29 protein-coding genes, 2 tRNA genes and 1 pseudogene are annotated in these 26,228 nt (G+C 35.3%); 11 read left to right on the top strand and 21 right to left on the bottom strand.

Annotation, left to right across the window (positions count from 1 at the left end):
* The first annotated feature begins 10 nt into the window (after positions 1-10).
* Positions 11-529 carry a translation initiation factor IF-3 gene (gene infC, locus AAGD76_RS05770; RefSeq protein ID WP_006279610.1) on the top strand — a complete coding sequence of 173 codons (519 nt, stop codon included), beginning with the start codon at positions 11-13 and terminating at the stop codon, positions 527-529.
* Between the two features lie 28 nt (positions 530-557).
* On the opposite strand, the gene nuoF is transcribed toward infC, so the two are convergent.
* Both nuoF and AAGD76_RS05760 read right to left on the bottom strand, forming a co-directional pair.
* Positions 558-1,811 (bottom strand): NADH-quinone oxidoreductase subunit NuoF, encoded by a 1,254-nt coding sequence (nuoF, locus tag AAGD76_RS05765; protein ID WP_010962959.1) that lies wholly within the window; start codon positions 1,809-1,811, stop codon positions 558-560.
* A gap of 19 nt (positions 1,812-1,830) precedes the next feature.
* Positions 1,831-1,903 (bottom strand) — tRNA-Lys (locus tag AAGD76_RS05760).
* A gap of 341 nt (positions 1,904-2,244) precedes the next feature.
* Here AAGD76_RS05760 and AAGD76_RS05755 point away from each other — a divergent pair.
* The 4 genes from AAGD76_RS05755 (at position 2,245) to AAGD76_RS05740 (ending at position 4,958) form a co-directional block, all read left to right on the top strand.
* Positions 2,245-2,320, top strand: a tRNA-Ala gene (locus AAGD76_RS05755).
* A gap of 315 nt (positions 2,321-2,635) precedes the next feature.
* Complete coding sequence (locus AAGD76_RS05750; protein ID WP_341820515.1) at positions 2,636-4,036, top strand: magnesium transporter MgtE N-terminal domain-containing protein; 1,401 nt, start codon at positions 2,636-2,638, stop codon at positions 4,034-4,036.
* Between the two features lie 82 nt (positions 4,037-4,118).
* Positions 4,119-4,424 carry a hypothetical protein gene (locus tag AAGD76_RS05745; RefSeq protein WP_264329450.1) on the top strand — a complete coding sequence of 102 codons (306 nt, stop codon included), beginning with the start codon at positions 4,119-4,121 and terminating at the stop codon, positions 4,422-4,424.
* 99 nt (positions 4,425-4,523) lie between these two features.
* Positions 4,524-4,958: a hypothetical protein gene (locus AAGD76_RS05740; RefSeq protein WP_209472434.1), complete on the top strand. Its 435-nt coding sequence runs from the start codon at positions 4,524-4,526 to the stop codon at positions 4,956-4,958.
* A gap of 70 nt (positions 4,959-5,028) precedes the next feature.
* Here AAGD76_RS05740 and ccmE read toward each other — a convergent pair whose 3' ends face one another.
* From ccmE to AAGD76_RS05700, 8 genes are read right to left on the bottom strand one after another with little or no spacing between them, the layout of a single operon-like run.
* The gene (gene ccmE / locus AAGD76_RS05735; protein WP_174515681.1) at positions 5,029-5,421 is read right to left on the bottom strand and encodes a cytochrome c maturation protein CcmE; all 393 of its coding nucleotides are present in this window, start codon (positions 5,419-5,421) and stop codon (positions 5,029-5,031) included.
* The gene (locus AAGD76_RS05730) at positions 5,405-5,542 is read right to left on the bottom strand and encodes a hypothetical protein (RefSeq protein WP_209472432.1); all 138 of its coding nucleotides are present in this window, start codon (positions 5,540-5,542) and stop codon (positions 5,405-5,407) included. The genes ccmE and AAGD76_RS05730 overlap by 17 nt, the downstream gene beginning before the upstream one ends.
* Positions 5,539-6,411 carry a biotin--[acetyl-CoA-carboxylase] ligase gene (locus AAGD76_RS05725; RefSeq protein WP_341820514.1) on the bottom strand — a complete coding sequence of 291 codons (873 nt, stop codon included), beginning with the start codon at positions 6,409-6,411 and terminating at the stop codon, positions 5,539-5,541. Before AAGD76_RS05725 ends, AAGD76_RS05730 begins: the two co-directional genes overlap by 4 nt.
* A 4-nt stretch (positions 6,412-6,415) precedes the next feature.
* Complete coding sequence (locus AAGD76_RS05720) at positions 6,416-7,801, bottom strand: NADH-quinone oxidoreductase subunit N (RefSeq protein ID WP_209472428.1); 1,386 nt, start codon at positions 7,799-7,801, stop codon at positions 6,416-6,418.
* Complete coding sequence (locus tag AAGD76_RS05715) at positions 7,798-9,240, bottom strand: NuoM family protein (protein WP_010962955.1); 1,443 nt, start codon at positions 9,238-9,240, stop codon at positions 7,798-7,800. Before AAGD76_RS05715 ends, AAGD76_RS05720 begins: the two co-directional genes overlap by 4 nt.
* A 3-nt stretch (positions 9,241-9,243) precedes the next feature.
* Positions 9,244-11,091: an NADH-quinone oxidoreductase subunit L gene (gene nuoL / locus AAGD76_RS05710; RefSeq protein ID WP_022626390.1), complete on the bottom strand. Its 1,848-nt coding sequence runs from the start codon at positions 11,089-11,091 to the stop codon at positions 9,244-9,246.
* Between the two features lie 4 nt (positions 11,092-11,095).
* Entirely contained in the window at positions 11,096-11,404 is a 309-nt protein-coding gene (nuoK, locus tag AAGD76_RS05705; RefSeq protein ID WP_010962953.1) for an NADH-quinone oxidoreductase subunit NuoK, read from the bottom strand.
* Positions 11,395-11,982 carry an NADH-quinone oxidoreductase subunit J gene (locus tag AAGD76_RS05700; RefSeq protein ID WP_010962952.1) on the bottom strand — a complete coding sequence of 196 codons (588 nt, stop codon included), beginning with the start codon at positions 11,980-11,982 and terminating at the stop codon, positions 11,395-11,397. Before AAGD76_RS05700 ends, nuoK begins: the two co-directional genes overlap by 10 nt.
* Positions 11,983-12,194: 212 nt before the next feature.
* Between AAGD76_RS05700 and AAGD76_RS05695 the strand changes: the two genes are divergently transcribed.
* Positions 12,195-12,623, top strand: coding sequence for a hypothetical protein (locus AAGD76_RS05695; protein ID WP_010082321.1), 429 nt, complete (start codon positions 12,195-12,197; stop codon positions 12,621-12,623).
* Positions 12,624-12,750: 127 nt separating this feature from the next.
* Positions 12,751-14,667 carry an ATP-dependent helicase gene (locus AAGD76_RS05690; RefSeq protein WP_264338041.1) on the top strand — a complete coding sequence of 639 codons (1,917 nt, stop codon included), beginning with the start codon at positions 12,751-12,753 and terminating at the stop codon, positions 14,665-14,667.
* A 154-nt stretch (positions 14,668-14,821) separates the two neighbouring features.
* On the opposite strand, the gene AAGD76_RS05685 is transcribed toward AAGD76_RS05690, so the two are convergent.
* The 6 genes from AAGD76_RS05685 to AAGD76_RS05665 form a co-directional block, all read right to left on the bottom strand.
* Positions 14,822-15,034 (bottom strand): hypothetical protein, encoded by a 213-nt coding sequence (locus AAGD76_RS05685; protein WP_065094389.1) that lies wholly within the window; start codon positions 15,032-15,034, stop codon positions 14,822-14,824.
* Between the two features lie 162 nt (positions 15,035-15,196).
* Complete coding sequence (locus tag AAGD76_RS06460) at positions 15,197-15,418, bottom strand: hypothetical protein (protein WP_022626388.1); 222 nt, start codon at positions 15,416-15,418, stop codon at positions 15,197-15,199.
* Positions 15,419-15,443: 25 nt separating this feature from the next.
* The gene (locus AAGD76_RS05680) at positions 15,444-15,578 is read right to left on the bottom strand and encodes a hypothetical protein (protein ID WP_255324781.1); all 135 of its coding nucleotides are present in this window, start codon (positions 15,576-15,578) and stop codon (positions 15,444-15,446) included.
* Between the two features lie 33 nt (positions 15,579-15,611).
* The gene (locus AAGD76_RS05675; protein ID WP_007549940.1) at positions 15,612-15,815 is read right to left on the bottom strand and encodes an IS5 family transposase; all 204 of its coding nucleotides are present in this window, start codon (positions 15,813-15,815) and stop codon (positions 15,612-15,614) included.
* A 91-nt stretch (positions 15,816-15,906) separates the two neighbouring features.
* Positions 15,907-17,073 (bottom strand): aspartate kinase, encoded by a 1,167-nt coding sequence (locus AAGD76_RS05670; protein ID WP_155969028.1) that lies wholly within the window; start codon positions 17,071-17,073, stop codon positions 15,907-15,909.
* A 404-nt stretch (positions 17,074-17,477) separates the two neighbouring features.
* Positions 17,478-18,923 carry a hypothetical protein gene (locus AAGD76_RS05665; protein WP_341820513.1) on the bottom strand — a complete coding sequence of 482 codons (1,446 nt, stop codon included), beginning with the start codon at positions 18,921-18,923 and terminating at the stop codon, positions 17,478-17,480.
* A 135-nt stretch (positions 18,924-19,058) separates the two neighbouring features.
* On the opposite strand from AAGD76_RS05665, the gene AAGD76_RS05660 reads away from it, so the two are divergent.
* Positions 19,059-20,333 carry an APC family permease gene (locus AAGD76_RS05660; protein ID WP_010082345.1) on the top strand — a complete coding sequence of 425 codons (1,275 nt, stop codon included), beginning with the start codon at positions 19,059-19,061 and terminating at the stop codon, positions 20,331-20,333.
* Positions 20,334-20,546: 213 nt separating this feature from the next.
* Here the strand turns inward: AAGD76_RS05660 and AAGD76_RS05655 are convergent, their stop codons facing one another.
* The 3 genes and pseudogenes from AAGD76_RS05655 to AAGD76_RS05645 all read right to left on the bottom strand — a co-directional run bounded on the left by AAGD76_RS05655 (position 20,547) and on the right by AAGD76_RS05645 (position 22,280).
* Positions 20,547-20,936, bottom strand: a complete 390-nt coding sequence (locus tag AAGD76_RS05655; protein ID WP_305037058.1) for a transposase — start codon at positions 20,934-20,936, stop codon at positions 20,547-20,549.
* A 186-nt stretch (positions 20,937-21,122) separates the two neighbouring features.
* A pseudogene (locus tag AAGD76_RS05650) lies at positions 21,123-21,507 on the bottom strand (IS110 family transposase); the annotation flags it as partial.
* A gap of 320 nt (positions 21,508-21,827) precedes the next feature.
* Entirely contained in the window at positions 21,828-22,280 is a 453-nt protein-coding gene (locus AAGD76_RS05645; protein ID WP_015589289.1) for a hypothetical protein, read from the bottom strand.
* A 140-nt stretch (positions 22,281-22,420) separates the two neighbouring features.
* Here AAGD76_RS05645 and AAGD76_RS05640 point away from each other — a divergent pair, with 140 nt between their 5' ends.
* Positions 22,421-23,455 carry an aspartate-semialdehyde dehydrogenase gene (locus AAGD76_RS05640; protein WP_341820512.1) on the top strand — a complete coding sequence of 345 codons (1,035 nt, stop codon included), beginning with the start codon at positions 22,421-22,423 and terminating at the stop codon, positions 23,453-23,455.
* A gap of 402 nt (positions 23,456-23,857) precedes the next feature.
* Positions 23,858-23,989, top strand: coding sequence for a hypothetical protein (locus AAGD76_RS05635; protein ID WP_255356250.1), 132 nt, complete (start codon positions 23,858-23,860; stop codon positions 23,987-23,989).
* Positions 23,990-24,337: 348 nt separating this feature from the next.
* Here AAGD76_RS05635 and AAGD76_RS05630 read toward each other — a convergent pair whose 3' ends face one another.
* Together AAGD76_RS05630 and AAGD76_RS05625 are read right to left on the bottom strand one after the other, a co-directional pair.
* Complete coding sequence (locus tag AAGD76_RS05630; RefSeq protein WP_264329445.1) at positions 24,338-24,838, bottom strand: Smr/MutS family protein; 501 nt, start codon at positions 24,836-24,838, stop codon at positions 24,338-24,340.
* A gap of 35 nt (positions 24,839-24,873) precedes the next feature.
* Positions 24,874-25,706, bottom strand: a protein-coding gene (locus AAGD76_RS05625; protein ID WP_341820157.1) for an IS5-like element ISWpi1 family transposase whose coding sequence is annotated in 2 segments (ribosomal slippage) — positions 24,874-25,337 and positions 25,337-25,706 — 834 coding nt in all. Because the reading frame shifts where the segments join, the coding sequence is not laid out codon by codon here.
* A gap of 124 nt (positions 25,707-25,830) precedes the next feature.
* Here AAGD76_RS05625 and AAGD76_RS05620 point away from each other — a divergent pair.
* Positions 25,831-26,211, top strand: coding sequence for a helix-turn-helix domain-containing protein (locus AAGD76_RS05620; protein ID WP_007549224.1), 381 nt, complete (start codon positions 25,831-25,833; stop codon positions 26,209-26,211).
* Positions 26,212-26,228: the final 17 nt, after the last annotated feature.

Here is a 26,228-nt window from a genome sequence, read left to right as displayed (position 1 = left end):
GAGTTAAAGTTTGCAAGTTAAAAAGAACAATAAAAACAGAATTAATGGATTTATCACAGCTAAGGAGGTACGCTTAGTTGATCATAGTGGTGAAATGGTCGGAATCGTGCCAATAGAACGAGCTTTGGAATTTGCACAGGGTGTTGGTTTAGACTTGGTGGAAATTGCACCTGATTCAACCCCTCCAGTATGTAAAATTCTGGATTATAGCAAGCAAAAGTATGATATAAAAAAGAAAGCAAGTGAAGCAAAAAAGAAACAAAAAACATTAACTATAAAAGAAATTAAACTGGGTCCCAATATTGGTGATCACGATTACGGAACAAAATTGCGTCAAGCAAGAGACTTACTTGCCCACGGACATAAAATTAAAGTCACAATGAGATTTAGAGGGAGAGAGCTTATAAACACTGAAGTTGGACTGGAAAAATTAGAACGGCTAATTCGAGACACTGAAGATATCGCAAAGGTAGAATTGGCACCTAAAAGAGAAGGGAATCAATATTTTTTAGCTCTGGTTGCTAAGTAGCAAAACGGCTTAAGAAGTATAAGTAAAGTTAAATTATCGCTCTCTCTTTGATAACATGGCGAAAATGTCTTATTAATCCTTGAATCGGCCAAGCTGCAGCATCGCCAAGTGCGCAAATTGTATGTCCTTCTATTTGAGTTGTAAGGTCAAGCAGCTTATCTATTTCATCAGGCTTAATATCTCCTGCCACCATCCTCTTCATAATCCTCCACATCCATCCAGTACCTTCACGGCATGGTGTGCATTGTCCACAGGACTCATGCATATAAAAGTGTGATAACCTCTCTATTGCAGCTATTATATCAGTTGATTTATTCATCACTATTACAGCAGCAGTACCAAGCCCTGATTGTGCAGTTCTTAATGAATCAAAATCCATTTCAATAGTATCACATATAGATTTTGGAATTAATGGCACTGAAGACCCACCAGGTATTACAGCAAGTAAATTATCCCAACCTCCTCGCACTCCACCTGCGTATTTTTCAATTAATTCACGTAATGGAATTCCGAGCTCTTCTTCAACATTACACGGGTTGTTTACGTGCCCTGAAATACAAAAGACCTTGGTACCAGTATTATTTGGTTTACCAAGAGATGCAAACCATTCTCCTCCGCGATTCAGAATATCTGGAACCATGGCTATAGTTTCAACGTTGTTTATTGTGGTTGGGCAGCCAAAAAGTCCAACACCTGCGGGAAATGGAGGCTTCATGCGAGGAAAGCCCTTTTTTCCTTCAATTGATTCGAGTTGAGCTGTTTCTTCCCCACATATGTAAGCTCCTGCGCCCCTATGGATAAACACATCAAGATCATAACCTGATTTGCAGGCATTTTTTCCAATTAAACCTTCTTTATAGGCTTCCTCAAGTGCTTTTTTTAGAACTAAATATTCATTATAAAATTCACCCCTGATATAAATATATGCAACTGATGCGCTGATCGCTTTGCCGGCCAGGAGAATTCCCTCAAGTAACTTATGTGGCTCATATCGCAATATATCTCTATCTTTACATGTACCAGGTTCTGACTCATCTGCATTGACTACTAAATATGCTTTTGGGAGATTTTTGGGCATAAAGCTCCACTTAAGGCCGGTGGAAAATCCTGCACCCCCTCGACCTCTCAAACCAGATTTCTTTACTTCATCAATGATCTTTTCTGATCCTAAATCCAGTAATTCCTTTGTTTTTTGCCAGCTACCACGTTTTTTTGCACCCTCAAGTAGTGGAGTTCCTTTACCATTTAGGTTGGTGAATATTTTGTCTTGTTCTTTTAGCATGTTTTTCAAAATTTGTGAGTGATCCCGACGCGATTCGAACGCGTGACCCACTGATTAAAAGTCAGTTGCTCTACCGGCTGAGCTACGGGATCATTTCATTTTTCAGCTATACTAAACATCAATACAGTTTTTATCCGTTTTAATCAAACTAAAATTTTCATGTGTGGTTAAATAAATTATATAATATACTGCGTTAGTGATAATTTAGTTAAAAAATCTATGAATAATTTAAAAAAATTTCCAAAGGAAAACTTCTTGTTAATTTTCAGTTCACAGATTTATTTGGATGGTGTGACGTATAACGCTAAGGAGACAAAAAAATAGAGAAGTGTGTACACCCTGCAGAATTTGTACACTATTTAGCAATAGCCTAATAGATAAATATTTCTTGCATTTCAGCCTGAGTGATTTATGCTTTAAGCAAGAATTACCTGGGGGTATAGCTCAGCTGGTAGAGCATCTGTTTTGCACGCAGAAGGTCAGCGGTTCGATCCCGCTTGCCTCCACCAGTCTATACAGCTCTAGCCGCCACAAAACCTGTCAAAGCAGCTTATTTTAATCTATGAGGATTTTATACTATTTCCCTGAAAATCTCTATTTCTTTTCGTAACTTTTCTCTACACAAGTAATGTTGGTTATTACAATTGTAATATATACTAACTTAACAATAAATTAATCAATAAATGTTAGAATACTAACAATTAATTTATTGGTAACGCCTATGAGTGGAAAAAAGCATGTTTTTAAGATGATACCTGGAAAAGTAGGTGTTTAGAAAAACTCCGACTACAAGGATAAAGTGGCCTGAAGGTAATGATCCTACAATGCCTATTAAAAAAGTTGAGCTTGTATCGCTGGATGATAAAAACGATGTAGTACTAGGCTTATTGCCTATAAAACTTTGCAGCAGTTCTTGCCTAGACAGTTACATATGTCTGGAGGAAGAAAATGAAGGAAATCTGGTAGCCAAAGATTATAAAAGTGATTCTAACTTAGATTATGTAAAAAGTAACCATACATTTGTATATTACGGTAATGAGTTGGCTAAGTTATCATATACAAGAGAGCTTGTGCAGCCTTTCAAAACTATGTGTAGCAGTTCTATTAAATCAAAAAAATTGGAATACAAATATGTAACATGGGAAGATTCAGATACTGGCAACAATAAATATTATTTTTCAGACGAGGCAGGAAATATAATCGATTCACCTGACAATGAGGTATTACAAGACATTATGTTATACTACGGTGAGAGACATATAAGAGATGTGCTACTGTTGCTATCAAACGCGTTTACTAAAGTTTTTATTCAGGGCCTAACAGACGGCCAACTAAAAACTCTTGCCAATACTCTTAGTAACGAGCAACTGCAAAAAATAATTCCTGAACTGAGCTCAAGCCAGTTGCAGGCCTTAGCAGAGAACTTAACAGATGAACAACTCCAAGCTTTAGTGGATCATCTAACCAATCACCAGCTAAAAACCCTCGCTCAGGAACTAAATCCAGAAAAGTTACAAATAATTGTTCCTATTTTAAATGATACTCAGCTTGAAGCTCTAGTGAGAAAATTAAATTCAGAGCAAGTAAAAGAAATTTTACCTCACTTAAAAGTGGATCAGTTCAAAGCACTTATTAAAACTTTAAATGACGAGCAATTTACAGTGCTTGCAAAAGACTTGGCTGAGCACCACTTGACAATACTCTCCAAAGAATTAGAAGGTGATCAGTTGAAAGCTTTAGTAAATAGTCTGCAAGAAGACCAACTGAAAGACTTAGTTAATAAGCTTGATCCTGAGAAACTCGAAGCAATTGCTCAGGATTTAACTGATTCTAATAGGATCCAGATTATCATTAAGTCTTTAGTTGATAACCCAGACAAACTTCAAGCTTTTGCTCGCAATATGTCTAATGAGCAGTTTAAAGAACTTTTGGATAACGTAGGTGCAGAAGAGCTTAAAGAGATTATTCACAAACTGCCTTATGAGAAAGTGACAGCTGTGATTGGTGATCTCAGCAATCAAGATCAGTCTAAAGCTATTATTGATGCATTAAAAGGGAAACTTGATGAACAAAATGAAAAACAAAAGGAAATCCTTGAGCTGATTAAGAAACTTGGAGATTCTGCTGATGAACCTAAATGGGAGGGCCCTCTTCAAAACGCCAATGCTGAACTAATGGTAATGGAAGAGTACTTTCAGACTGGATACGAAGTATTGTTGAGCTAAATATTTATGGGTTTGAAAAGAGCTTTTTATATTTCTATAGTTGATTTTATTTGAAATTTTAAATTTTAATGAGGTAGTTTATATGGCCAATGAACCAAAAATTATAAGTAAAGTTACCCTTGCAAAACCGACAAATTACGAAACGAATAAAGATAAAAATGCGAAAGTTAGTTATACTCATAGTGTTATTGATAAACTGATTGAAAGTATGAATGACGGACTTGTTGTGCAAGTAAATACTAACTTGCATGGAGAACAAGAAAAAGTCAATCAACTGATTGAAGACGTTGGTAATGTAGATAGTGGTTTAGTACAGAGCCTGAATAACTTACAGACAAGAGTAAAAGAATTAGAAGACAATACCACTAGTGAACCAGATTGGGGTTAAACTGGAAAGAGTAATAGTCTCTAGGCTATTACTTTCTCCACATACCATTTCAATGTAGCTGAGTTGATTTTAAAAGTATAATTTTTTATAGAAGTTAATATGAGTAATTACAGTGTAAAAGAAAGCGAAAGCAACTTTGAATTAATAAGCGAAATAGGCGGAGATAACCCTAGAGTAATAGACGACATAGAGGTCAAAATTAAGCCTAAATCTTTTGAGAGCGATAAAGAAAAGAATGCATCGGTCAATTACGTTCACAAAATTCTAGATAAACTAATCGCAGATTTAAACGACACATTTGTTCCTAAATTGAATAATGAGCTGAAGGATCGTCAAGATGAAGTGGATCTATTGTATAAAGATTTAGATAGGCTTGAGATGATAGCTATAGAGGCTGAGAAGGATTATAAAATTTTGGAAGGAAACCTTAACAACCTAAAAGAAGAGGTTGAAAAATTAAAAACAGGAACAATTGGTGGTGATAATATGATGAATGGGAAGCACCAACTCACTCTGATATATTGTAGTAGTTAGGAAAGTCACAGCTTGCTAGCAGGCTGTTACTCTCTCTACATACTATTTCAATATAGCCAGATTAAGGAATCTATTTTAAAACTTTCGGCATATAGTTCTCATCATGTTTTGCAAACACCGTATCTGCAAGAAAGGTATTATTATCAGACATTTTACCTTGCACAACAACACCACTTTTTTCTGAAAACATCGGTGGAAGTATTCCCTGGTATTTTACCACAACGCTTTTGTTAAAATCTGTCATTTGAAAAACTACTTCACTTTCGCTCCGTATCACACTATCTTCAACAACCATTCCACCAACACGGATTGGCTTTTGACTATTTGGTAAAACTATTGCCTCACTTACTGTATAGAAAAATGAGATATTTTCTTTGAGCGTTGTTAAAATAAAAAAGACTATGCAGCTTAAAAAGCAGAAAATTCCTGAAGTTATAAGTAATCGCTTATGTTTCTTCTTCATTATTATCTTTCAGGCTTTCTAGAATTTTTTTACTTTTAGTATAGCAAGAAATGGTAAAAATTAGCTCTCCAACAATCAGCGTGAAACTAATAAGGTAAGCAAAAATTACATATGTATTCATAATGCACTGCCAATAAATAACTCACCTGCATCAAAATAAATTAAGCTTCCATCCTTTTGCTGCAACACCAATTTACCACTTTTATCTATATCAGCAAAAATTCCTTCATACAATTTGTCAGCTAACTTTACACTGATTTGCTCATTCATTTTGAATGCTTTTTTTAACCACATTCCTCTTATAGCATAAAACCCATCAAATAGCCATTGCTTTCTTAGCTTATTAAAATTTATTATTAATTCCTTTAACAGATCTATGTTAGACACAGACTCACCGTAATTGCTAATGCACGTTGTTCCTGGAAGTGGTGCATGACTGACATTAATTCCAATTCCTATAATGAGCCAATTCGAATTGGATCTTTTTTCAAGCAATATTCCACTTATTTTCTTGCCATCAATAAGGGCATCATTTGGCCACTTATACTGGAGATTTAGACCATTTATAAATGACAGTATAGTATTTCCAACAGCAAGAGCAGTAACAAAAGTCAATTCTGTTAATTTGCTAACATCCGCAATTTTATTCACCAAACCCTTCTCTGTCATCCCAATGCCCTCTGATGTCATCCCAGTGCTTGACACTGGGATCCATTCTTCTTTTTTTCTAGATTCCAGCGTCACGCGCTGGAATGACACCGAAAGCTGGCTTTCATTCAGATAATCGTTAAAGAGGTTTATCACCAAACTCGCATAAAAATTACCCTCTGGAGAAACCCAACTTTTTCCGGTGCGCCCCCTGCCTTCTGTTTGTTTATCGGCAATAATAACGGTTTCATTTGATATTCCTTTATCAATTAAATCCAACGCTTCTTTATTAGTGCTTGAAACTTCTTTGTAATGATGAATATGAAAGCCCTCAGGGATCACCTTGTCAGCCCTTTAGTTCAATGAGTGAGTAAAGATCTTCTACATACAAGAAAAGAACGAGGTTGATCAGTGAAGCCACTGAAGTGATAATGAATAGACCCTTAGAATAAGCAACCTTATTACCACTAGCTTTATCAAAATACATAACTTTCATGATATTTAAATAATAGTAGCATGATATCACACTCGCTATTACAAGGATCAAGGACAGGCTGATAAAGCCAGAATTTATTAAACTTTTGAATATAAAAAATTTAGCGAAAAACCCAGCAAGTGGAGGTATTCCCGACATTGAGAGTAACAGCACAGAAAGATGAAATGCTACAATTGGGCGTTTCTTCCCTATACCAGATAAATTTGCAATATCACAATCGTCATCGTCAATTTGTACGAGATATGAGAATAGCCCTATGCTTGTGATGATATATATCACCAGATACATTAAGGCACTATCTGTTCCTGCTTGTGTAAAAATAGAAAGTGAAGCAAATATAAAACCAATGTGACCAATTGAACTGTAAGCAAGCAGCCTTTTTAAGTTTTGCTGACGTAAGGCCCCAAAAGCTGAGATAAGCACAGACAATGCTGAAACGTATAAGAAAATAGGCTGAACATAACTTTTTACATTTACTAACTCTTCATTCATCAATCGAATTAAAAATGTTACAAGTGCAGCTTTTGGGGCCGTAGAAAAAAACGCAGTTACTATGGTAGGTGCACCTTGATAGACATCTGGAGCCCACATATGAAAAGGAGCAATAGCAAGCTTGAAACACAAACCAATTAGGACAAAGACTAACCCAAAAACTATTCCATAAGTTATCTGATGGTTTTGCAAGAATGAACCGAGCTCAGAGAAATTGACTTGTCCTGTATATCCATAAAGCAGCGACATTCCATATAGCATAATGCAGGAAGATAATGCACTGAGTGTAAAATATTTCACTCCTGCTTCACATGAATAAATCGAATCTTTATTAAAGCTCGCAAGAACATACAAAGATATACTCATCAACTCAAAAGCTAAATAAAAAGAAATCAGACTATTTGCTGAAACCAAAGTTATCATGCCAAATAGCGCAAAAAGAATCAGCATTGAAAATTCATACTTATAGTCATATTTTGATAAATTCAGCATCAAAAGTATTAAAATTCCTGTGCTGAGAATTAACCCTTGGGCTGACCTGATGTATAAATTGAGTTTTAACAACGAATTAAAGAGAAAAATTTCATTGTTTTCTGCCGAAAGAATTAAAATAATCAAAGTTACCACTGTGCAGCCAAGTGCTAATAAGTTGATAGTTCTGCGGTTAAATATAATCCCAAGCAGCAGCAACACTAACGAGGAGATAATAGAGAACGTTTCCGGCAATATCTGTATATAATTCATAGCGCATTATATTTGACTAACAAATTTGCCATACATGGCTTCAAATAATTCAGTGCAAGGGTTGGGTAAAATCCAAGCAAAATAACAAACACTGCAAGCAGAATTAAGACAGAAAATTCTATGCTATCCAAACGGTTATTTAATAATTTAGAATAGCTAACCCCCCATATTATTTGCTTACATAAATTCAGCATATAAACTGCGCTTAAAATAGTGCCAAGTGCGATAAATCCTGTAAAAAACCCTATGCTCTTAAACATTCCAACCATAGCCAAAAACTCACCTGCGAACCCAGATGTTCCAGGTAGCCCTATTGAAGCCATTGAAAATAAAATGAACATAAAACCAAATTTTGGCATTGTGTTTACTATGCCAAAATATTTTGCAATCTCCAAAGTTCCAGTTCGAGTATATAGCATTCCAACACATAAAAATAAAGCAGCAGAAATAAGGCCATGACTAATCATTTGAAATATGCTACCCAGTACTCCTTCCTCACAAAATGAAAAGAGGCCAGCAGTAACGATCCCCATATGTGCTATTGAAGAATAAGCTATTAACTTCTTTATATCATCTTGAGCAAACGCAACTAGAGAAGCATATATCACCGCAATAATGCTCAGCACAACAACGAAATTTGAAAAATACAAACTTGCCTGAGGAAGCATTGGAATAGAAAACCTTAAAAATCCATATCCCCCCATTTTAATAAGCAAGCCAGCTAAAATCACAGATCCAGAAGTTGGTGATTGCACATGTGCATCAGGAAGCCAAGTGTGAAATGGAAACATCGGTACTTTTATTGCAAAAGAAATAAAAAATGCAATCCACAGCAATGACTGCACTTCAAGATCAAGGCTTGGCACTAATGTAGCTAATTTTTGTATATTAAACGTTCCAAAAATGTTATAGATGTAAACCAATCCAAGTAGAAATAATAATGAGCCAGTTAATGTATAAAGAAACAACTTAAACGTTGCATATACCCTGTGTTTTCCTCCCCAGATGCCAATAATAAAGAACATTGGTATTAAAACAGCTTCAAAAAACACATAAAAGCTTATAGCATTCAGTGAAACGAAAAAACCGACTACAAAACTCTCAAGCAGTAGAAACAATGCCATATAGGCTTTTAGGGTCGTATAACTCATTTTGCAGTTGTAGAGTATACAAATTACAAACAAGAAAGTTGTAAGCAGAAGGAAAAGCAACGATATACCATCTATCCCTATTCCAACATTTCTAATTGGGTAGCTGACAAACTGAAAGTCCGCATTGTTATAATCAAATTCTATACAAGCTACAATGCTAAGCAAAAATGGAAGTACAGCAAAAAATAGAGCAAGGAATCTTAAGTGTATAGATTGATGATTAATCCTGATTAAGGATAAAATCAACGCTCCTATCAGTGGAAGCAAGAATATACTAAGTAACAACACCTTCTATTTAATTCCAATAATATATAAAGCACCGATTATTAGAGTAACAAACATAATAAATGCATAATCAAATATATAACCAGTTTGTAACTTTATAGAACTTTTTGAACATTCATTAACCAACCTTACAACACCATTTGGTCCAAATGAATCAATAGCCTTAACATCAAACTTCCATAGAAGCCTAGATATAAACCTTATCGGTGCAATTATAACAAACTCATACACCTCATCAAAGTACCATTTATTCTGCAAAAACTTAAGTAAAAATTTACTCTTAATTTGCCTAATTACTTGATATTGGTAAATTAGGTACGCAAGTGCTATTCCACTTAGGCTTGCTAAGGTTGGCAGTAGTTTTATAAAGAAATTATGAACTCCATGCTCATCAATCATCACTAAACTTGATTTCCAAAACGCATTACTAGTTATGTTCAAAATATTTGCTCCCCATATTCCAGAAAATACTGATCCAAAAGCGAGTATCAGTAATGGTATAAGCATAATCTTTGGTGCCTCATGTATATTAATTTTACTTTGTTTTTGGCTGTGGAACACAAGAAGCAATAACCTCCAAGAGTAAAACGCTGTGAAGAATGCAACAACTAAGCTTATTACAAAAGCAAAGCTATCCGTGCTATAAGCATGTTCAATTATCAAATCCTTTGAATAAAAACCTGCAAATGGGAATATCCCAGAAAGCGCAAGAGATCCAATCCACATGAGAGCGTAAGTGCAAGGGATTTTCTTCCAGCAATTTCCCATTTTCTGAATGTTTTGCTCATGATGCATTGCATGAATCACATTGCCAGCACCAAGAAATAGTAGAGCTTTAAAAAAAGCGTGTGTCATTAAATGAAAAATAGCAACATTGTAAGCAGAAAGCCCACATGCCATGAACATATAACCAAGTTGACTGCAGGTTGAATAAGCAATTATTTTCTTTATATCGTTCTGAGTAATTGCAACGGTGGCTGCAAAAAAAGCAGTGAGTGCTCCAACGATAACTATTAATTCTCGTGCCACATTTGATAACTCAAACAATGGAGAACACTTTGCTACTAAAAATATACCTGCTGTTACCATCGTTGCTGCGTGAATAAGTGCAGAAACAGGAGTTGGCCCTTCCATTGCATCTGGCAACCAAACATGTAAACCAAGCTGTGCAGATTTACCCATACAGCCAATAAAAAGTAATATGCATATTATATGAGTTACTTTGAATTCACAGCAGAATGCCCTAATGTTCTGCGTGCCAAGAAGATCAGTTGTGTCAAAAACTTCAGTAAAATTCAAAGAGTGAAATGTATAATAAATAAGAAAGATTCCAATCAATAGTGCAAAGTCTCCTACCCTATTCACAACAAATGCTTTAATTGCTGCATTATTTGCAGAATATTTTTGGAACCAAAATCCTATGAGTAAATAAGAACATAGGCCAACCCCTTCCCAGCCAAAAAAAAGCTGCACGAAATTATCGCTTACAACCAGCACAATCATGCAAAACGTAAATAGCGATAGGTAAGAAAAAAACCTCGACTTCCCCTTATCATGCTCCATATAACCGATAGAGTAGAGATGTACTACCAGTGAAACGGTGGTAATAACAATAAGCATTAAGGATGAGAGAGCATCCACACTAATTGCCCAATTTACTTTTAAGATGCTCAATGAAAACAAAGGAAATAAACTCAAGTGATAATTTTCAGAGAAGGTGAGAAAAACATACCAAGATAAAACTGCAGATATTCCAATCCCTGCCGTTGTAACTAACTGACTTTTTCTAAAAAGTGCTGCAAATAGCGAACCAAAAAGTGGCAAAAATACTATTAATTTCAGTATATCCATCATACTTTCATTCTTTCATTAAATTTGCTTGTTCAACATCTATATTGCCACGGCTTCTATAATATACAACCAATATTGCAAGCCCAACTCCTGACTCTGCTGCCGCAACAGTCAACACAAACATCACAAAAATTTGCCCAACTATATCATTCATAAAGGCAGAAAAAGCAACTAGATTGATGTTAATCGCCAACAATAATATTTCTATTGATAACAATATATTGATTATGCTCTTACGGTTGATGAAAATACCGCACACCCCAACAGTGAACAAAATAGCAGCAACTATCAAAAAATGATTTAATCCTATTTCCATTCCACTCCTTTTCCAAATTTAGCCTTAACCAATTTTACAGATGAAGATTGCGTCAATTGCTTTAATACATTCTGTTTTTTAACTCCTTTTTTCTTGTCCTGCAAAGTAAGAGCAATTGCACCGACAATTGCAACAAGTAGCAAAATTCCAGAAAGATGAAAAGCGTACATGTAGTCAGTGTAGAGCAAATTACCGATAGCTTTCACGTTATTGGCATTATAGTTTATAACATTACTTATATTCAGCGTTGAGCTGCGGATTACAAAACTGATAATCAAAAAAAACACACCACACAATATAGCACCAAGAGTGAAATGCTTCGCAAAACCCTGGCGCAATCTTATGTAGTCAATATCGAGCATCATAACTACAAAGAGGAACAACACTGCAACTGCACCGATGTATACTATCAGTACCATCATAGCGATGAATTCAGCTCCAAGGAGAATGAAAAGCACTGCAGAGTTAACGAAGGTGAAAATTAAAAATAATACTGCATGCACAGGATTTCTTACACTAATTACGCATACAGCAGATAAAATGCTAAGAATTGCAAAAAAATAAAAGAAAAAAGGCATTGATACTTTAACTGCAACAATAGTTACTAATTTAAAGTGACTATCGTTGTAAAGTCAATATTATATTAAACGTTTGAAAACATTGTACTACAAAGCTCCAGCTCCATTTTAAATTATTATACAGAGCGCTTTCTAAGTGCTTAATCAATACACTAAGTCCTTAATTTATCAATATATAATATGTGTATGTTAGTAATTAATGGCGGCTCAAAATGTACAACATATTTGGTTATTTTAAAAGCAACAATAGTTCTAACGCACAAAGTAGCAGACTAGATGGAGAAAGTTATCAATACACCACAAGAGACTATATGACAATTTACTTTAATAACACACTAGCAAGTTTCAGTAGATCATTGAGAGAATTTAAAGAAAAAGCGTATGGATTTATGTATGATATCGGAACTTGGTTGAAAGAAACATATGAAAATCTCACTGAACGACCTGCAACGCATAATCGCTATACCCCAAAAGAAAAACCCCTTGTTGAAGTTGAAGAAATAGAAATGAAGGAACTAAACCGTACATATAAGCCATTCCAAACTCCACTTATCCACCCAACAAGCAGAAGTTCTGGTGCCAATACCTCAAATCAAGTTGTTGTTACTCGACATACACCTGAAACTACTAAAACAAAATAGATGTAAAACCTACGTTTAAATATGTAGTACTTGAGTGAAGCATTCTTTAACTGTTCTATTCAATAAAACCTTTACAATATTTCAATCATAGGTTTAACTTTACGAAGTTATAATCTATAGGGCTACGATGAACGATTATCTCTCACTGCTAAATCCAGAACAACAATCAGCTGTAACTAACATAGATGGACCAGTTTTGATACTGGCAGGAGCCGGGACGGGAAAAACAAGAACGATTACTTCAAGAATAGCACACATAATTAGAAACGGTCACGCTTATTCTGATGAGATATTAGCAGTTACATTTACAAATAAAGCAGCAAATGAGATGGTATCAAGGGTACTTGAGCTAACGGGCACAAACATACCATGGCTTGGCACTTTCCATGCAATTGCAGCAAAAATCTTGCGCCTGCACGCAGAAATTGTGGGCTTAAACCCCAATTTTACAATCATTGGTGTGGATGACCAATTACAGGTAATAAAAAATATTATCAATGAAATAAATCCTGATTACCTATCAGAAAAATGTAAGACCATTATGAATATTATTCAGCAATGGAAAGAGAAGTGCTTATTGCCATCTGAAGTGGAAGATATTCAATCATTTAGGCCAGTATATGTAACTGCACTCAAAGTCTATCACCAGTATCAGGAAAGGTTGAAATTCCTTAATTCTGTCGATTTTGGTGACTTATTGCTATATAACATACAGCTCTTTAATCAAAAGACCGAAGTTCTGTCCTACTACCAAAACAAGTTTAAATATGTTATGGTAGATGAATATCAAGATACAAATGCGATACAATATCTTTGGCTAAAATACCTTGCAAAAGAGCACTCAAATATTTGCTGTGTAGGAGATGATGACCAGTCGATATATAGTTGGCGTGGTGCAGAAGTTGAAAATATTTTGAAGTTTTCTGATGATTTTAAAAATGCAAAAACCGTTAAACTAGAGTGTAACTACAGGTCAACATCCCACATACTTGCAACTGCGTCATATGTTATCAATCACAATAAGACTCGCTTAGAAAAAAAATTGTGGACAACAAACATTGAAGGGGAAAAGGTAAATCTAATAAAATTATGGGATGGGAAAGCTGAAGCAAGGTTCATAAGCGAACAGATATTGAAACTCAATAAATACAGATTTAGTGACATTGCAGTGCTGGTAAGGGCCACTTTTCAAACTAGAGTTCTCGAAGAGTATTTTATAAAATATTCAATTCCCTACAAGATTATAAGTGGCGTAAAATTCTACGAACGTCAGGAAGTCAGGGATATAATTGCATATTTAAGACTTGTTACAAACAATAACGATGACTTAGCTTTCGAAAGGATAGTAAATCGGCCAAAAAGAAGCATAGGAGCTACAACTCTAAAGAAAATATACACGACTGCTCAGGATAACAAAATTTCTTTTTTTGAGGCAGCAAAAATATTAGTTAATAGTAATCAGGTAACCGAAAGAATTAAACTCTCACTCAACGATTTTTTAAATAAAATTAAAGCTTGGGAAGAAATAGTAAGCGTAAAACCACTGCATGAATTCGTTAAAATCGTAGCAAACCAATCAGGATATATTGAAATGCTTGAAAATGAGGAGGTAACAGGCTTAGCACGAATAGAAAATGTTAAAGAGCTCATCTCATCTTTAAAAAATTTCGATAATGCCACAACTTTCTTGGAGCATATAAGTCTGGTGATGGAAGTGGATAATATGAATAACGATGACACCGTATATGTTATGACTCTTCATGCAGCCAAAGGACTTGAATTCCCGTGCGTGTTTCTACCTGGTTGGGAAGAGGGATTATTTCCTCATCAAAGATCTTTTGATGACAAAAGTGGTAAAGCTTTAGAAGAAGAAAGGAGACTCGCATATGTTGGCATAACCAGAGCCAAAGAAAGGTTAATCATTTCATGTGCAGATAGGAGGGAAATTAACAACCAGTGGCAACCGATGCGCACTTCTCGGTTCATTAAAGAATTGCCAAGAGAAAATGTTGAGGTAATTAAAAGCAACATTGCCTACTGTTGAAGCTATAATTGCAGATAAACATATCTTACAAATCTGAATTACTTTAACTATATGTTTCTCCTGGCAAAAATTCTGTAACCGTTCACACTTAATTCTTCAATCTCATACCAATTTCTATTACATAACAAACAAATAGACAATAGAAGTGAGAAGGTTATACTAAGGCAGTATAATGATGGAGTTTTGGAATGGCATTGGTATCAGGTTGCAATTTTAGCTTACATTGTGCCAATCTTTCTTCAATTGCTGCTCGCATAAATTCTGCCTGTCTTTTAGTTCTGCAGTGCACTATCGCATCATCCACATATCTTTCAAATGGTACTGTTGGGTGATTTTGTTTCATCCATATATCAAATGCATGGTGCATAAATATGTTTGAAATGATTGGGCTTATTGAACCTCCTTGCGGAACTCCTTTTTTCCCTAACTACCTTACTGCCATCTGCTTGCTGAATAGGGGATTTCATCCACCTTTCAACATACAGTATGACCCATTTGCAGTCTGTGTGCTTCTTGATAGCCTGCAGTGCTAAATTGTGGTCCAGATTGTCGAAAAATCCTGTAACATCAACAGCTTTCTTGGTAATCGTATCCTGTCTCCAATAAACAGCGGTTTTGCTATGTATCCTTGATCAGCAAAAAACTTACGTAAAGTTGGAGCCTTGTATTTAGCTTGAGTGAAAAGATTTAGAGCACCATCACGATCTTGAACACTTGCACTATGAACATCAGCCGCAATAATTAAGCCCACTGTATCTACAACAATATGACGTTTTCTACCCTTTATTTTTTTTCAGCATCATATCCTCTGGATCCCCTTTTTGAGTGGTTTTTACTGATTGACTGTCAATTATTCCTACTGAAGGTGTTTCATTTTTACCAAACATTTTTCTTACCTCTTTTACTAGCATATTATGTATTTTTTCCAATTTGCCATTACTACGTCACCTGAGAAAATAGTCATACACCGTCTTCCATGGAGGAAAATCTTTCGGCAGCATTCTCCATTGACAACCACCTCTCATTATATACCTTATTGCATTAATAATTGTTCTGATATTGTGCTTTCTTGGCCTCCCTATCTTTCCTTGTGCAACATGTGGCTCCAAAATTTCCCATTCCTTATCACTTATATCACTTGGATACAATTTTCCCTCCTATTTTTTACTTACACTATCATATTTTTTTCCTCATTCCTTTTCAAGACATACTCTTAGACAACTGGACGTCAAGCCTATCCTAGTGCTGCATATCAAGCTCATACTCAGTATGTAAATCTTTGACTAAAGCTACAGCGCATTCTTTTTGAACAATTATACTGATTTTGATTTCAGATGTTGTGATAGCAAGTATTTCTATCTTTTTTTCGCTTAAAACCTTGAGTGTGCGGTGCATCACTTCAGTGTTAGACATAACACCAATACCAATTATTGAAATTTTAGCTACATTATCGTTTATAGCATAATTTTCATTCTTATTCAGTAACTTTTCCATTAAATCAATATCAAATTTGGAGATAACAAAACTTGACCCATGTATCATATCAATTTTAACGTTTGCTCCTGCTATATCTCTTAAAGTACGCAAGTTATTTGCAAGGTTAGTGAAAGTTACAAGAGCTTCATTAGTGCTATAAGTTATTCCAGTAATTAAGTATCTCTCTAGTACATCCCTTTTGTGTAGCACTGTGGTGCCTTCTACTTCCTTAAAAGTGGATAGCACTTGCACTTTAATGTTATGTTTCATTGCAAGTTGTACTGAACGATTATGCAGTATTTTAGCACCAGATGACGACATTTCCAACATTTCATCGTAAGAGATAAATTTGAGCTTGCGTGCCTTTGGAACAATTCTCGGGTCTGCTGTATATATTCCATCAATATCAGTAAAAATTTCGCAAATTCTAACACCAAAGGCTACCGCGAAGGCAACTGCTGATATATCAGAGCCTCCTCTTCCAAAAGTAGTGATTCTATCATCATTTATACCCTGAAAACCAGCAATGATCGCAGCAGTATAACCCTCAGCAAAAGATCTTTTCACACGGTCAATCTTTATTGTTTTTATTTTAGACTCAGAATAAAAATCATCAGTTACAATTGGTAACTGCCAGGCAAGCCACGATTTAGCATTAACTCCGATCGATTGGAGAGTGATAGCTAATAGACCGCAAGAGATTTGTTCTCCTGCTGAAAGCATAACGTCATACTCTGATAACTCTTGTCTGCAACTTAAATTTGAGATTTGCCTAGCCTGAAAAGCCATTTGGTCAGTAAATCCTGCAACAGCAGATACAACAACGATTACATTACAACCTTTCTCAATATCGTTTTTTATCAAATTTGCAACTCGGTTTAAATCAGTTAGCGAAGTCCCACCAAATTTTTTTATGATTATTTTGTCCATAGTTACAATATAACTCTCTTCTGAAGAAAAACATAGTTTTTGTAGAGATAGCAGCTTGCAAGCCATTCAGAAAAGGGAAGATAAAACTATAAAAAACCATAGGCGCCAGTTGGTTTTTAGCTAAAGTCAAGTGTCTGGAATTTTAGGCATAGAATCCCCCATATGAACAAGATTCAGAAAAAATGCAACGCACATTGGGCAGAGATTAAGTATGCGTGTGCACCCACATACACTGAAGAAGATACGCCACATTTTTAACTGAGATTTAAATGAAAAGTCTGCAGACGGAGACAAATTTTGAGCTCGAGAAACATCTCTAATTGTCATTATAATGAGGTTTCAAGTATGCGGAAGTAATTTTTTTAGCTAAAGTCAAAATTTTCTACCATGACATGAGCCCACCACTAAGCAGCAGGAGACCTTGCATGACCTCCAAAAAATGCTTTTACTCTTTCAAGATAAGTAGGTGGTTCTGCAGGGATTTCTATATTATACATTGAATAATACACTGCTTCCTTTATACTATCATCTGTAACTAATTCCCTTAATTTTTGCTTTATGGCACCTCTTTGAATACTTTTTCCATACTCTTCGTAAAATTTTATGTAAAGCTCTTTAAAGACAAATTCTCTTATTTCTATTATTGATTGGTTAATGTTGCTCTTCACCTCATCGCTTATATTATTTTTATCCGCATAATCTTCGGAGTAAAGATCTTCAAACTTGTCTACCAAAATTTTTAATTTTTTATAATTGCAATATTCTTTTAAAAATCTTTCAGTAAATTTAGGTGTTAATACGTTCACTGCTCCATTTATTTGAACCAAGAAATTATTTTTCGCTTCAAGACAACTAAGCGAATAAATAATACGATCGAACATTCCCAGAGTACATAAACCAAGTCCATCCTTTAAATTCATTAGTAATAGTGAATTCACATCTGATTTTTGATTCTTAGCAGCAGTTGAAACTAAGTTTGCAGCTTGTGTGAGAGTTAGTCCAGTTTTTGATTCTTGCCAAGCTGCTTCATTGGAACCATTAAAGTTAAGATAAAGTTTTAATTGCTCTTTTTGCTCAGTTGTAAGCTCATCTGAATTATTTATGTAGTCTTCAAACTCTTTATTGAGTACATTTGGTTGAGTTCCAAATTTCTGTTTTAGTTCTTCAGCGCAGTTTATGACACTTTCCTCAAAACTTCTAGTATGAACACTTTGACTACCAGTGCCCACATCACTTACATTAAACAAAAAGCTTAGCTGCTTTACATTCAAACCCAAAGGTGAAAAGAGTTTTACTGATGGATATTTTATTAACTCAAGAAGTGCTACTGGAATTAGCAGTGCATAATTTAACAATAATAAACCAAAATTAAATATAAGAAACCCACGTAGAGCTGATACCTTTGATGCAATATACAAAAATGGAAGCTGTAGGTAATATATCAAGTGTATACTGAAGAATAATATTTTGTCCTTTAATTTTATTGTTGGATCTTTATAAACCTCAAACAACATGCTATTGCTATCAATATTGTTGTTTTTAAAGGAGGTATAGTTGTTTATGATCTTCTCTTGCAAGGGAAGAAGCATTTTATTCAGGCAAATAAACGCAGCAATAACAATAAAACCTGTAGCCAAAAATGCTAGTGCAGGGCTAGAAGTGCTTGTAGATAAATAGGCATAAAGACCATCAACAATTAAGTTTTTGTATAATCTTTCAAAGGGACGAACTAGAATCGGGTCAAGGATATAGTTAACAAGAAGATTTAAATAATACACGAGAAACAAAAGTGCAATCAAAAATGCAATAATACTACAAACAACCAAAAATGCTTTTAATCTCGGATTCATAACCCCCTCTTAATAATCTGTTAATATAATCTATTTTAGGAATAAATTGAAAAAAATGCAAGTTTTTATGTTAAAAGATCAATTGAAATTTCTGAGTTTAGGGTATATTGTTAATCTATTTAGATAAGAATTATTGTGTCAAATAAAATAGGTTTTTGGGCTATTTTTGCCTTAGTGATTAGCAGCCAAATTGGCTCTGGAATTTTTATGCTTCCAATTAGCCTTGCTCCATATGGCATGTATAGCCTTATAAGCTGGATAATATCAGGGCTTGGTGCTATATCTCTTGCTTTAGTTTTTGCCTCACTCTGCGCAAAATTTCCGGAAACGGGTGGCCCTCACGTCTATGTAAAGCATGCTTTTGGCCCTGCTGCAGCTTTTTTTGTTGGTTGGACGTATTGGGTGATCTCATGGGTTAGCACAACAGCCGTAATAGTTGTGGGTGTTGGTTATCTTACACCATTTTTCCATGAAGATATTCAAAACGTACATCTGTTTTTAGAGATGTTATTACTTACAATTATTACACTAATAAATTTTAGAGGAGTAGCTACTGCTGGACGTGTTGAGTTTTTATTGACGGTGATAAAAATTTCTGTATTGCTTGTAATACCTATAGCAGCATTGTTTTTTTTTGATAGAAATAACTTCATCATAAGTGAAGAAATATCAAATCTTACAACATCGCAGATTCTTGCCCGTTCTACACTTATTACTCTATGGGGTTTTATTGGAGTTGAATTGGCAACAGCACCTGCAGGGTCAGTTGATAATCCAGCTAGAACAATACCAAGAGCTGTGGTACTTGGAACAATCTCTGTTGCTGTTGTGTATTTTATCAACAATCTTGCAATTATGGGATTAATAAATGGCAATGATTTAGCAAGTTCAAGAGCACCATATGTTGACGCAATAAAAATTATGGCCTCTGGCAATTGGCACTTGATTATTTCTATAACTGCGTTCATTTTTTGTGTTGGTACTTTAAACGCTTGGGTACTAGCTAGTGGACAAGTGGCCCTTGGCCTTGCAAAAGATAAACTGATGCCACAGTTTTTTGCTCAAAGAAACAAGCACGGTTCTCCTTTCTGGGGCATAACAACTAGCTCAGTTGGAACTGCAACTTTACTAATCCTCACTTCAAGCAACAATTTTGCTAAGCAGATCACATCAATTATCGACTTTTCTGTAGTTTCATTTTTATTTGTTTACCTTGCATGCAGTCTTGCTTTTCTCAAAGTTATTGTGCAAGAAAAGAGTTGTTACAAATTTTTAATTGGCAGTATAGCAACAACCTTTTGCTGCTGGGTAATATTTGAAACTTCTGTGAATACCTTGCTGATCGCAAGCTTATTCACTGCAAGTGGCGTACCTCTTTATTTATTTTGGTATCGCAGAGTTTCTGTATAGCAAATGTTATGTATCTGTTCAGCAGAGTGGCAAAATAAGGTAGACGAGAAAAGACAACTATAGGAAGAAATGGGTGTCATGCCAGTGCGTGACACTGGCATCCAGTTCTTTCGCGCAGTTCCATCAAAAACGTTGTAAAGGATTAATCGCTTTCGTGTTTACCAACTTAGTGCCCAATCTGGATCCCAGATACTGTCTCTGCTGTCAAACAAATTATCCAACAAAATTACAATTAAATGGTTGATTATTTTTAAGAATACCAAAAAAGACATGCATTAATTTTCGCATTAACGCAAGAACTATGACTTTTGGACATTTGCCTTTACTTGCTAGACGCTGACAAAACTTTTGAAAATGATTATTATGGTTTTTGACTACTATAGCTGGCATATAAAGAGCTTTTCGAATACGCTCAGATCCTATTTTGCATATGCAACTTCTCTTACTTACTGACGATCCCGATTGATAATGTCCTGGATTTAGACCAGCAAAAGCTGTAAATTGTTTAGCATTGTCAAAGTTATCAACTGATGGCATTTCTGCGACAACAGCAACAGCAGTAAGATATCCTATACCTTTTATAGTCTTAAGGTTTTCCACCATATTTTTTAGATGTGGATAGTTATTTATATGCTCATTAATTTCTTTTTCGAGAACAATAATTTGCTCCTCTATTGCCAAAATTACTTTAGATATAGCTTCTTTGCAACTGGAATGCATATTTTTGTTTTCCAAGCGATTTGTCTGTTGCACCTTATCATCTTTTAGCGATTGCATGCAACGGTAAAGCTCCCTCAAATGCCTCATTTCAGGTGCAATGGGCTTCCAAAGAGCAGGTTTGTTGGCGATACAAAATCTAGCTATCATAGCTGCATCTGATTTATCTGTCTTATTTCTGAGCAGCTCACTTTTGCCAAAAGCTTTCTGGGTTTACTATACTGACATTATGTCCTAAATCGTGCATAAAAGTAGCCAAATCTTCTCCATACCAACTAGTTGCTTCAAGACATAAATGAGTAAGATTTGCTCCATGGCCATTGCACCAAACTACAAGTTTTGCAAAACCATCTTGATTATTTTGAAAGACTTTGTGTCGTTTTTTACTGTCCACTAACAAACAAACATCAAATTTCTTTTTTGAAATATCCACACCCAAAATAGCATTTACTTGCATAAAATTGCCTCCAAGACTATAAATAAACTGAGAGTTTAGACTAACCTTGTAATACGGGATATAATTCCAAAAGATACTGTTCAGTCTTTAACTCTATGGGAGGGAAGCAAAATCTGGCTTAATGGCATTAGTGTCGCATCAGCTTCACCCTCCCTGTGAGGTATTTTAGCTCTAATGCCTCACATCATAAAGATACAAGTGTCACGCACTGGGATGACGAGAAAGGAGCACTGGAATTTTTGTTTCAATATTTGTACATGAGCCATGCATCTGAACAGATACAATGTTATAACTAGAGATAATTTTTAAATGATTGATATTTATGAACTACGACTTTTCTTGTTGTCCACTTGTTCAACATTACCCTTCTCAAGTTTACTATCTACTTCTTTTGTGTGTTCATCATCTATACTAGTTTCATCTTTTATCTTACTAGGGTAATCTTCCTGCGATTTTTTATATGCTTCCATGTTGTCATATATAGGGTTACTGATGATTTCTATTTTTTCAGGTGTGAAAATCCTTGCTAAAAATCTCCTTATTATTGGTATTGACCTTAAGAGATCTCTTAGCTTTGAAGATTCTTGTCTTTTGTTTAGAGACTGTTGGTCTATTTTAGAGGTTTTTACACCATACTTTTTATCATCAAAATTTATTGTAGGCTTTCTTTTATTCGAAAGAACACTTTGGGCCTTTGATCCATTGGTTCCTTCAGGCCCTTGAGGTGTAGACATTGCAGGTTTAACCTTAGTTTCATCGTATTCCTTACTCATCTTTCATTTCATTATGTAATATTACTAATATTGCATAATAATAGCTAAATTACAATTAATTGCAAGGTAAAAATATTAAAACAATTGTAAATTTTGTCAGTAAAAATATAATAGAACTTTAAAATTAGAGGTTCATCTATATGAGATACAAAATTGCTGTTATTGGAGCAACCGGAAGAGTAGGGCGTGAGGTATTAAGCACGCTTGCTGAATTTCAAGATGAGGCGATAGATTGCGTTATTGCACTTGCATCGAAAAAATCAGAAGGGAAGAAGGTGAGCTTTGGTGACAAAGAGTTAACAGTTTTATGCCTTGAGGATTATGACTTCGTTGGAACTAATGTAGCCATTTTCTGTGCTGGATCTCATGTTTCTGAAGAGTATGTACCAATTGCAACACAGGCTGGATGCATCGTGATAGATAACAGTTCCCATTTTAGAATGAAAGAGGGTGTGCCACTCATTATTCCAGAGATTAATAAAGAAAAAATTATGGAACATAAAAACCACAACATAATATCCAATCCAAACTGTACTACAATACAGATGCTGCTAGTACTACATCTATTACACCAAAAAGCAAAAATAAAGAGAATCGTTGCTTCAACTTATCAATCAACTTCTGGTGCAGGCAAAGCAGCAATGGATGAGCTCTATGACCAGACAAAAAAAATCTTTATGAACGAAGCTAAAAAACCCAAGATATTCTCTAAGCAAATAGCATTCAATTGCATTCCCCATGTAGGAGAATTCATGGAAAATGGCTCTACAGAAGAGGAATGGAAAATGCAAGAGGAGACAAAAAAAATTTTAGAGGAAGATATAAAAGTTACTGCAACTTGTGTAAGGGTACCCGTCTTTATCGGTCACGCTATGGCAGTAAATGTGGAATTTGATCAACATATCACTGAAGAACAAGCTCGTGAAGTGCTAAGTGAAGCCGAAGATAGTGGAGTTTTAGTGTACAACAGGCGTGAAGATAGTGAATACATAACTCAAATTGATGTTGTACAGGAGAATGCTGTATATGTATCGCGTATTAGAAGAGACAATACTGTTGAGCACGGATTAAATATGTGGATAGTGGCTGACAACCTGCGCAAAGGCGCAGCATTAAATATAGTGCAGATTCTTGAGATTTTGATAAGAGAGCATTTGTCAATCAAGTGCATATAGAGCGCACGTACGTTGTAATTCGAAGGAAATTGTATATCACATGGCAGCGCGTGACGCTGGAATGGCTTTGTTGCATCGCTACTTATGAAAGGCTAACTATAATTAGGATTATAAGCAACTTATTGAAAATCTTGTTTTTTTTGCAATCAATCTGATCAAATTTAAGAATAGTAACTTGTTATTTATATTAATAAATTTAATTCTATTGAAAATAGCTAAAGCATTGAAATTCTTGAATTTTAGCCGGATTAGTGAGTGGTAGTGAAATTTCTTTTACTCAAATTTAGGTATTCACTGACCGTTCTTGTTATAAATACCAGAATAATAAGCTACTGATATTCTCCACCTTTTTTATCTTTAATCCATCATAGCTAGCGATGCAACAAAGCCGGCTGGATTCCAGTGTCAAGCACTGGAATGACACCATTTGCTGTGCAGTTTACCTTCAAAAATGAATGTTCGTACAGCTATGGAATAAATCGCGGTATGACGGTTCGCAGCGGTATAGTAACTCGTCACCCCGCTACTTGTTAGCGGCTGAGATACCGCGGCGGTATGACGTAGAAGCTATACTTTTATACTCACCAACTCAGTATCCAATCTGGATCCAAGTAGTCAAGCTATTCGGATGACACCCTCATAAAGTGAAATGAGATCCCGCTAACACGTAGCGGGATGACGAGAAAGGGGCTACTCGGATGACACCCTCATAAAGTGAAATGAGATCCCGCTAACACGTAGCGGGATGACGGGAAAAGAGGTACTGGGAGACATCCTTCCTGGTAGACCCAAATCACAATGTTCGCACAGTTGTGCGTCACGCGCTGCCGAACACTGTATGGTTATACAAGAAAAATTAAGGCTTAAAAGGAATTTTAAGTATCAGGACTCAAGGTTTTTATTCCTTCTTAATAAAACATAAAAAGCCCCTTTACCACCATGTTTTTTCGTAGCTTGTTGGTAGTATAGAACCATATACTGGATTTTAGTATCATTTAACCACTTATTTAAGTTATTCTTTATAGTGTCTGTTTTATTTGTTGCACTGCCGTATCCCGTAATTACCAATAAACATCTATTTCCTGCTCGATAATTTTTGATAATAAAATCTATCAATTTACAGTAAGCATCCTCTATATTATAGCCATGCAAATCGAGCTTATCGCTTATAAAATATTTACCCCTATCAATCTTTGATTTTGTGTTGTAGTCAAGACAAAATGATGAGTTACCATTATTGGTATTAAGAAAATTCCCTTGTAAGTCGGAGGTACCTTTATCAACCATAGACTTTATATTTACTTTATGATCAACTTTCAAAGTAACTTTTCTACATTCTATTGGCTTAACATTTTTTTGCCAATCCAACTCATCGTCTGACATAAACGCATTAAGAGGTTGTCCGGAAACTAGTAAATTCAAGCATATTCCCTCTTTAACATAACCCTACTCATAGCTAGGTATATGAAATTCTCAGTGGATGTTGTGAGTAAATCATACTCCTTCGATAGCCTTCTATTCCTATTAACCCAAGCAAAAGTCCTTTCTACAACCCATCTTCTTGGCTGTACTTTAAACCCTTGTTCTCTTGTTGGTAGTAGCTCAGGTGGCGTATCTTTGTGCACCCAAAATCTACATGGAGGCCTTTTAACAATTTCAATATCTATGTCATATTCTTCCTTTATGTGATTCTTTAAATTTCTTCCTTGGTATCCCATGTCAGCCCACATTTTTTTAACTTTAGTATATTTTGTTCTCATATTGTTTAATGCTATTTTAATACCATCTCTATCATTTTCGTTAGCAGCGCCTACGTAACAACCTAGTATAAAACCCTGAGTGTCTGTAATTATATGCCTTTTTCTACTCTTTACTTTTTTACTTCCATCATAGCCTTTGATCCCCCCTTTTCTGTAGTCTTTACAGATTGACTATCTACTATACAGGCACTCGGCTGCTCATTCCTTCCTATTTTTCTTCTACTATATTTTGTAATTTCATAATTCATTTTCTCAAAAATTCCCTGCTTCTTCCATTGCCTGAACTGCTCATACACAGTCTTCCATAGCGGAAAATCATTTGGTAAATACCGCCATTGACACCCTGTACGCAATACATAGAAAATTGCTTCTAATATTTCTCTTTTGCTATACTTTGGCGGCCTTCCTCCTTTCTTGTATGATACTCTGAAGTGTTTTTCTATTCTTGCCCATTCCCTTTCGCTTAGATCTGTTGGATACTTTTTTCTCATCTTTACCCCGTACTAAAATTTCAGATATTATAGCCTTTTACTTGTTTCCGGACAACCTCTTATAGCTCTTTCCATAAAAGTCCGGATGTGATAGGATAAGGGTAGATGATGATAAGGAGGTTGAATGCCAGCAGCATATAGTTATGATTTAAGAAAAAAAGCAATGGAAGCGCTAGACGAAGGAGAAAGCAGAGAAACAGTGGCAGCAAGATTTAAGATTGGACGAACTACTTTATGGGAGTGGCAGCAAAGAAGAAAAGAAACAGGAGACTTTCAATCAAAAAAACTTGGAAATGGGGGTTACAATCACAAAATTACCGACTGGGATACCTTTGCCAAATTTGCCAGAGAACACGGAGGAAAGACTCTATCGGAAATGGCTAAACTTTGGAACAACGTTAGTATCCAAACGATCTATCGAGCCCTTAAAAAAATTGGATTTACGCGCAAAAAAAGACATATGGATACAAGGAAAGAAACGAAGAAAAACGTGCTGAATTTTTGAAAATTATAGCGACAAAA

This window comes from Wolbachia endosymbiont (group A) of Cydia strobilella (assembly GCF_964026745.1).
Taxonomy (GTDB): domain Bacteria; phylum Pseudomonadota; class Alphaproteobacteria; order Rickettsiales; family Anaplasmataceae; genus Wolbachia; species Wolbachia pipientis.
The sequence above is the reverse complement of the archived record's forward strand: the minus strand, read 5'-3'. Positions and strand labels throughout refer to the sequence as shown.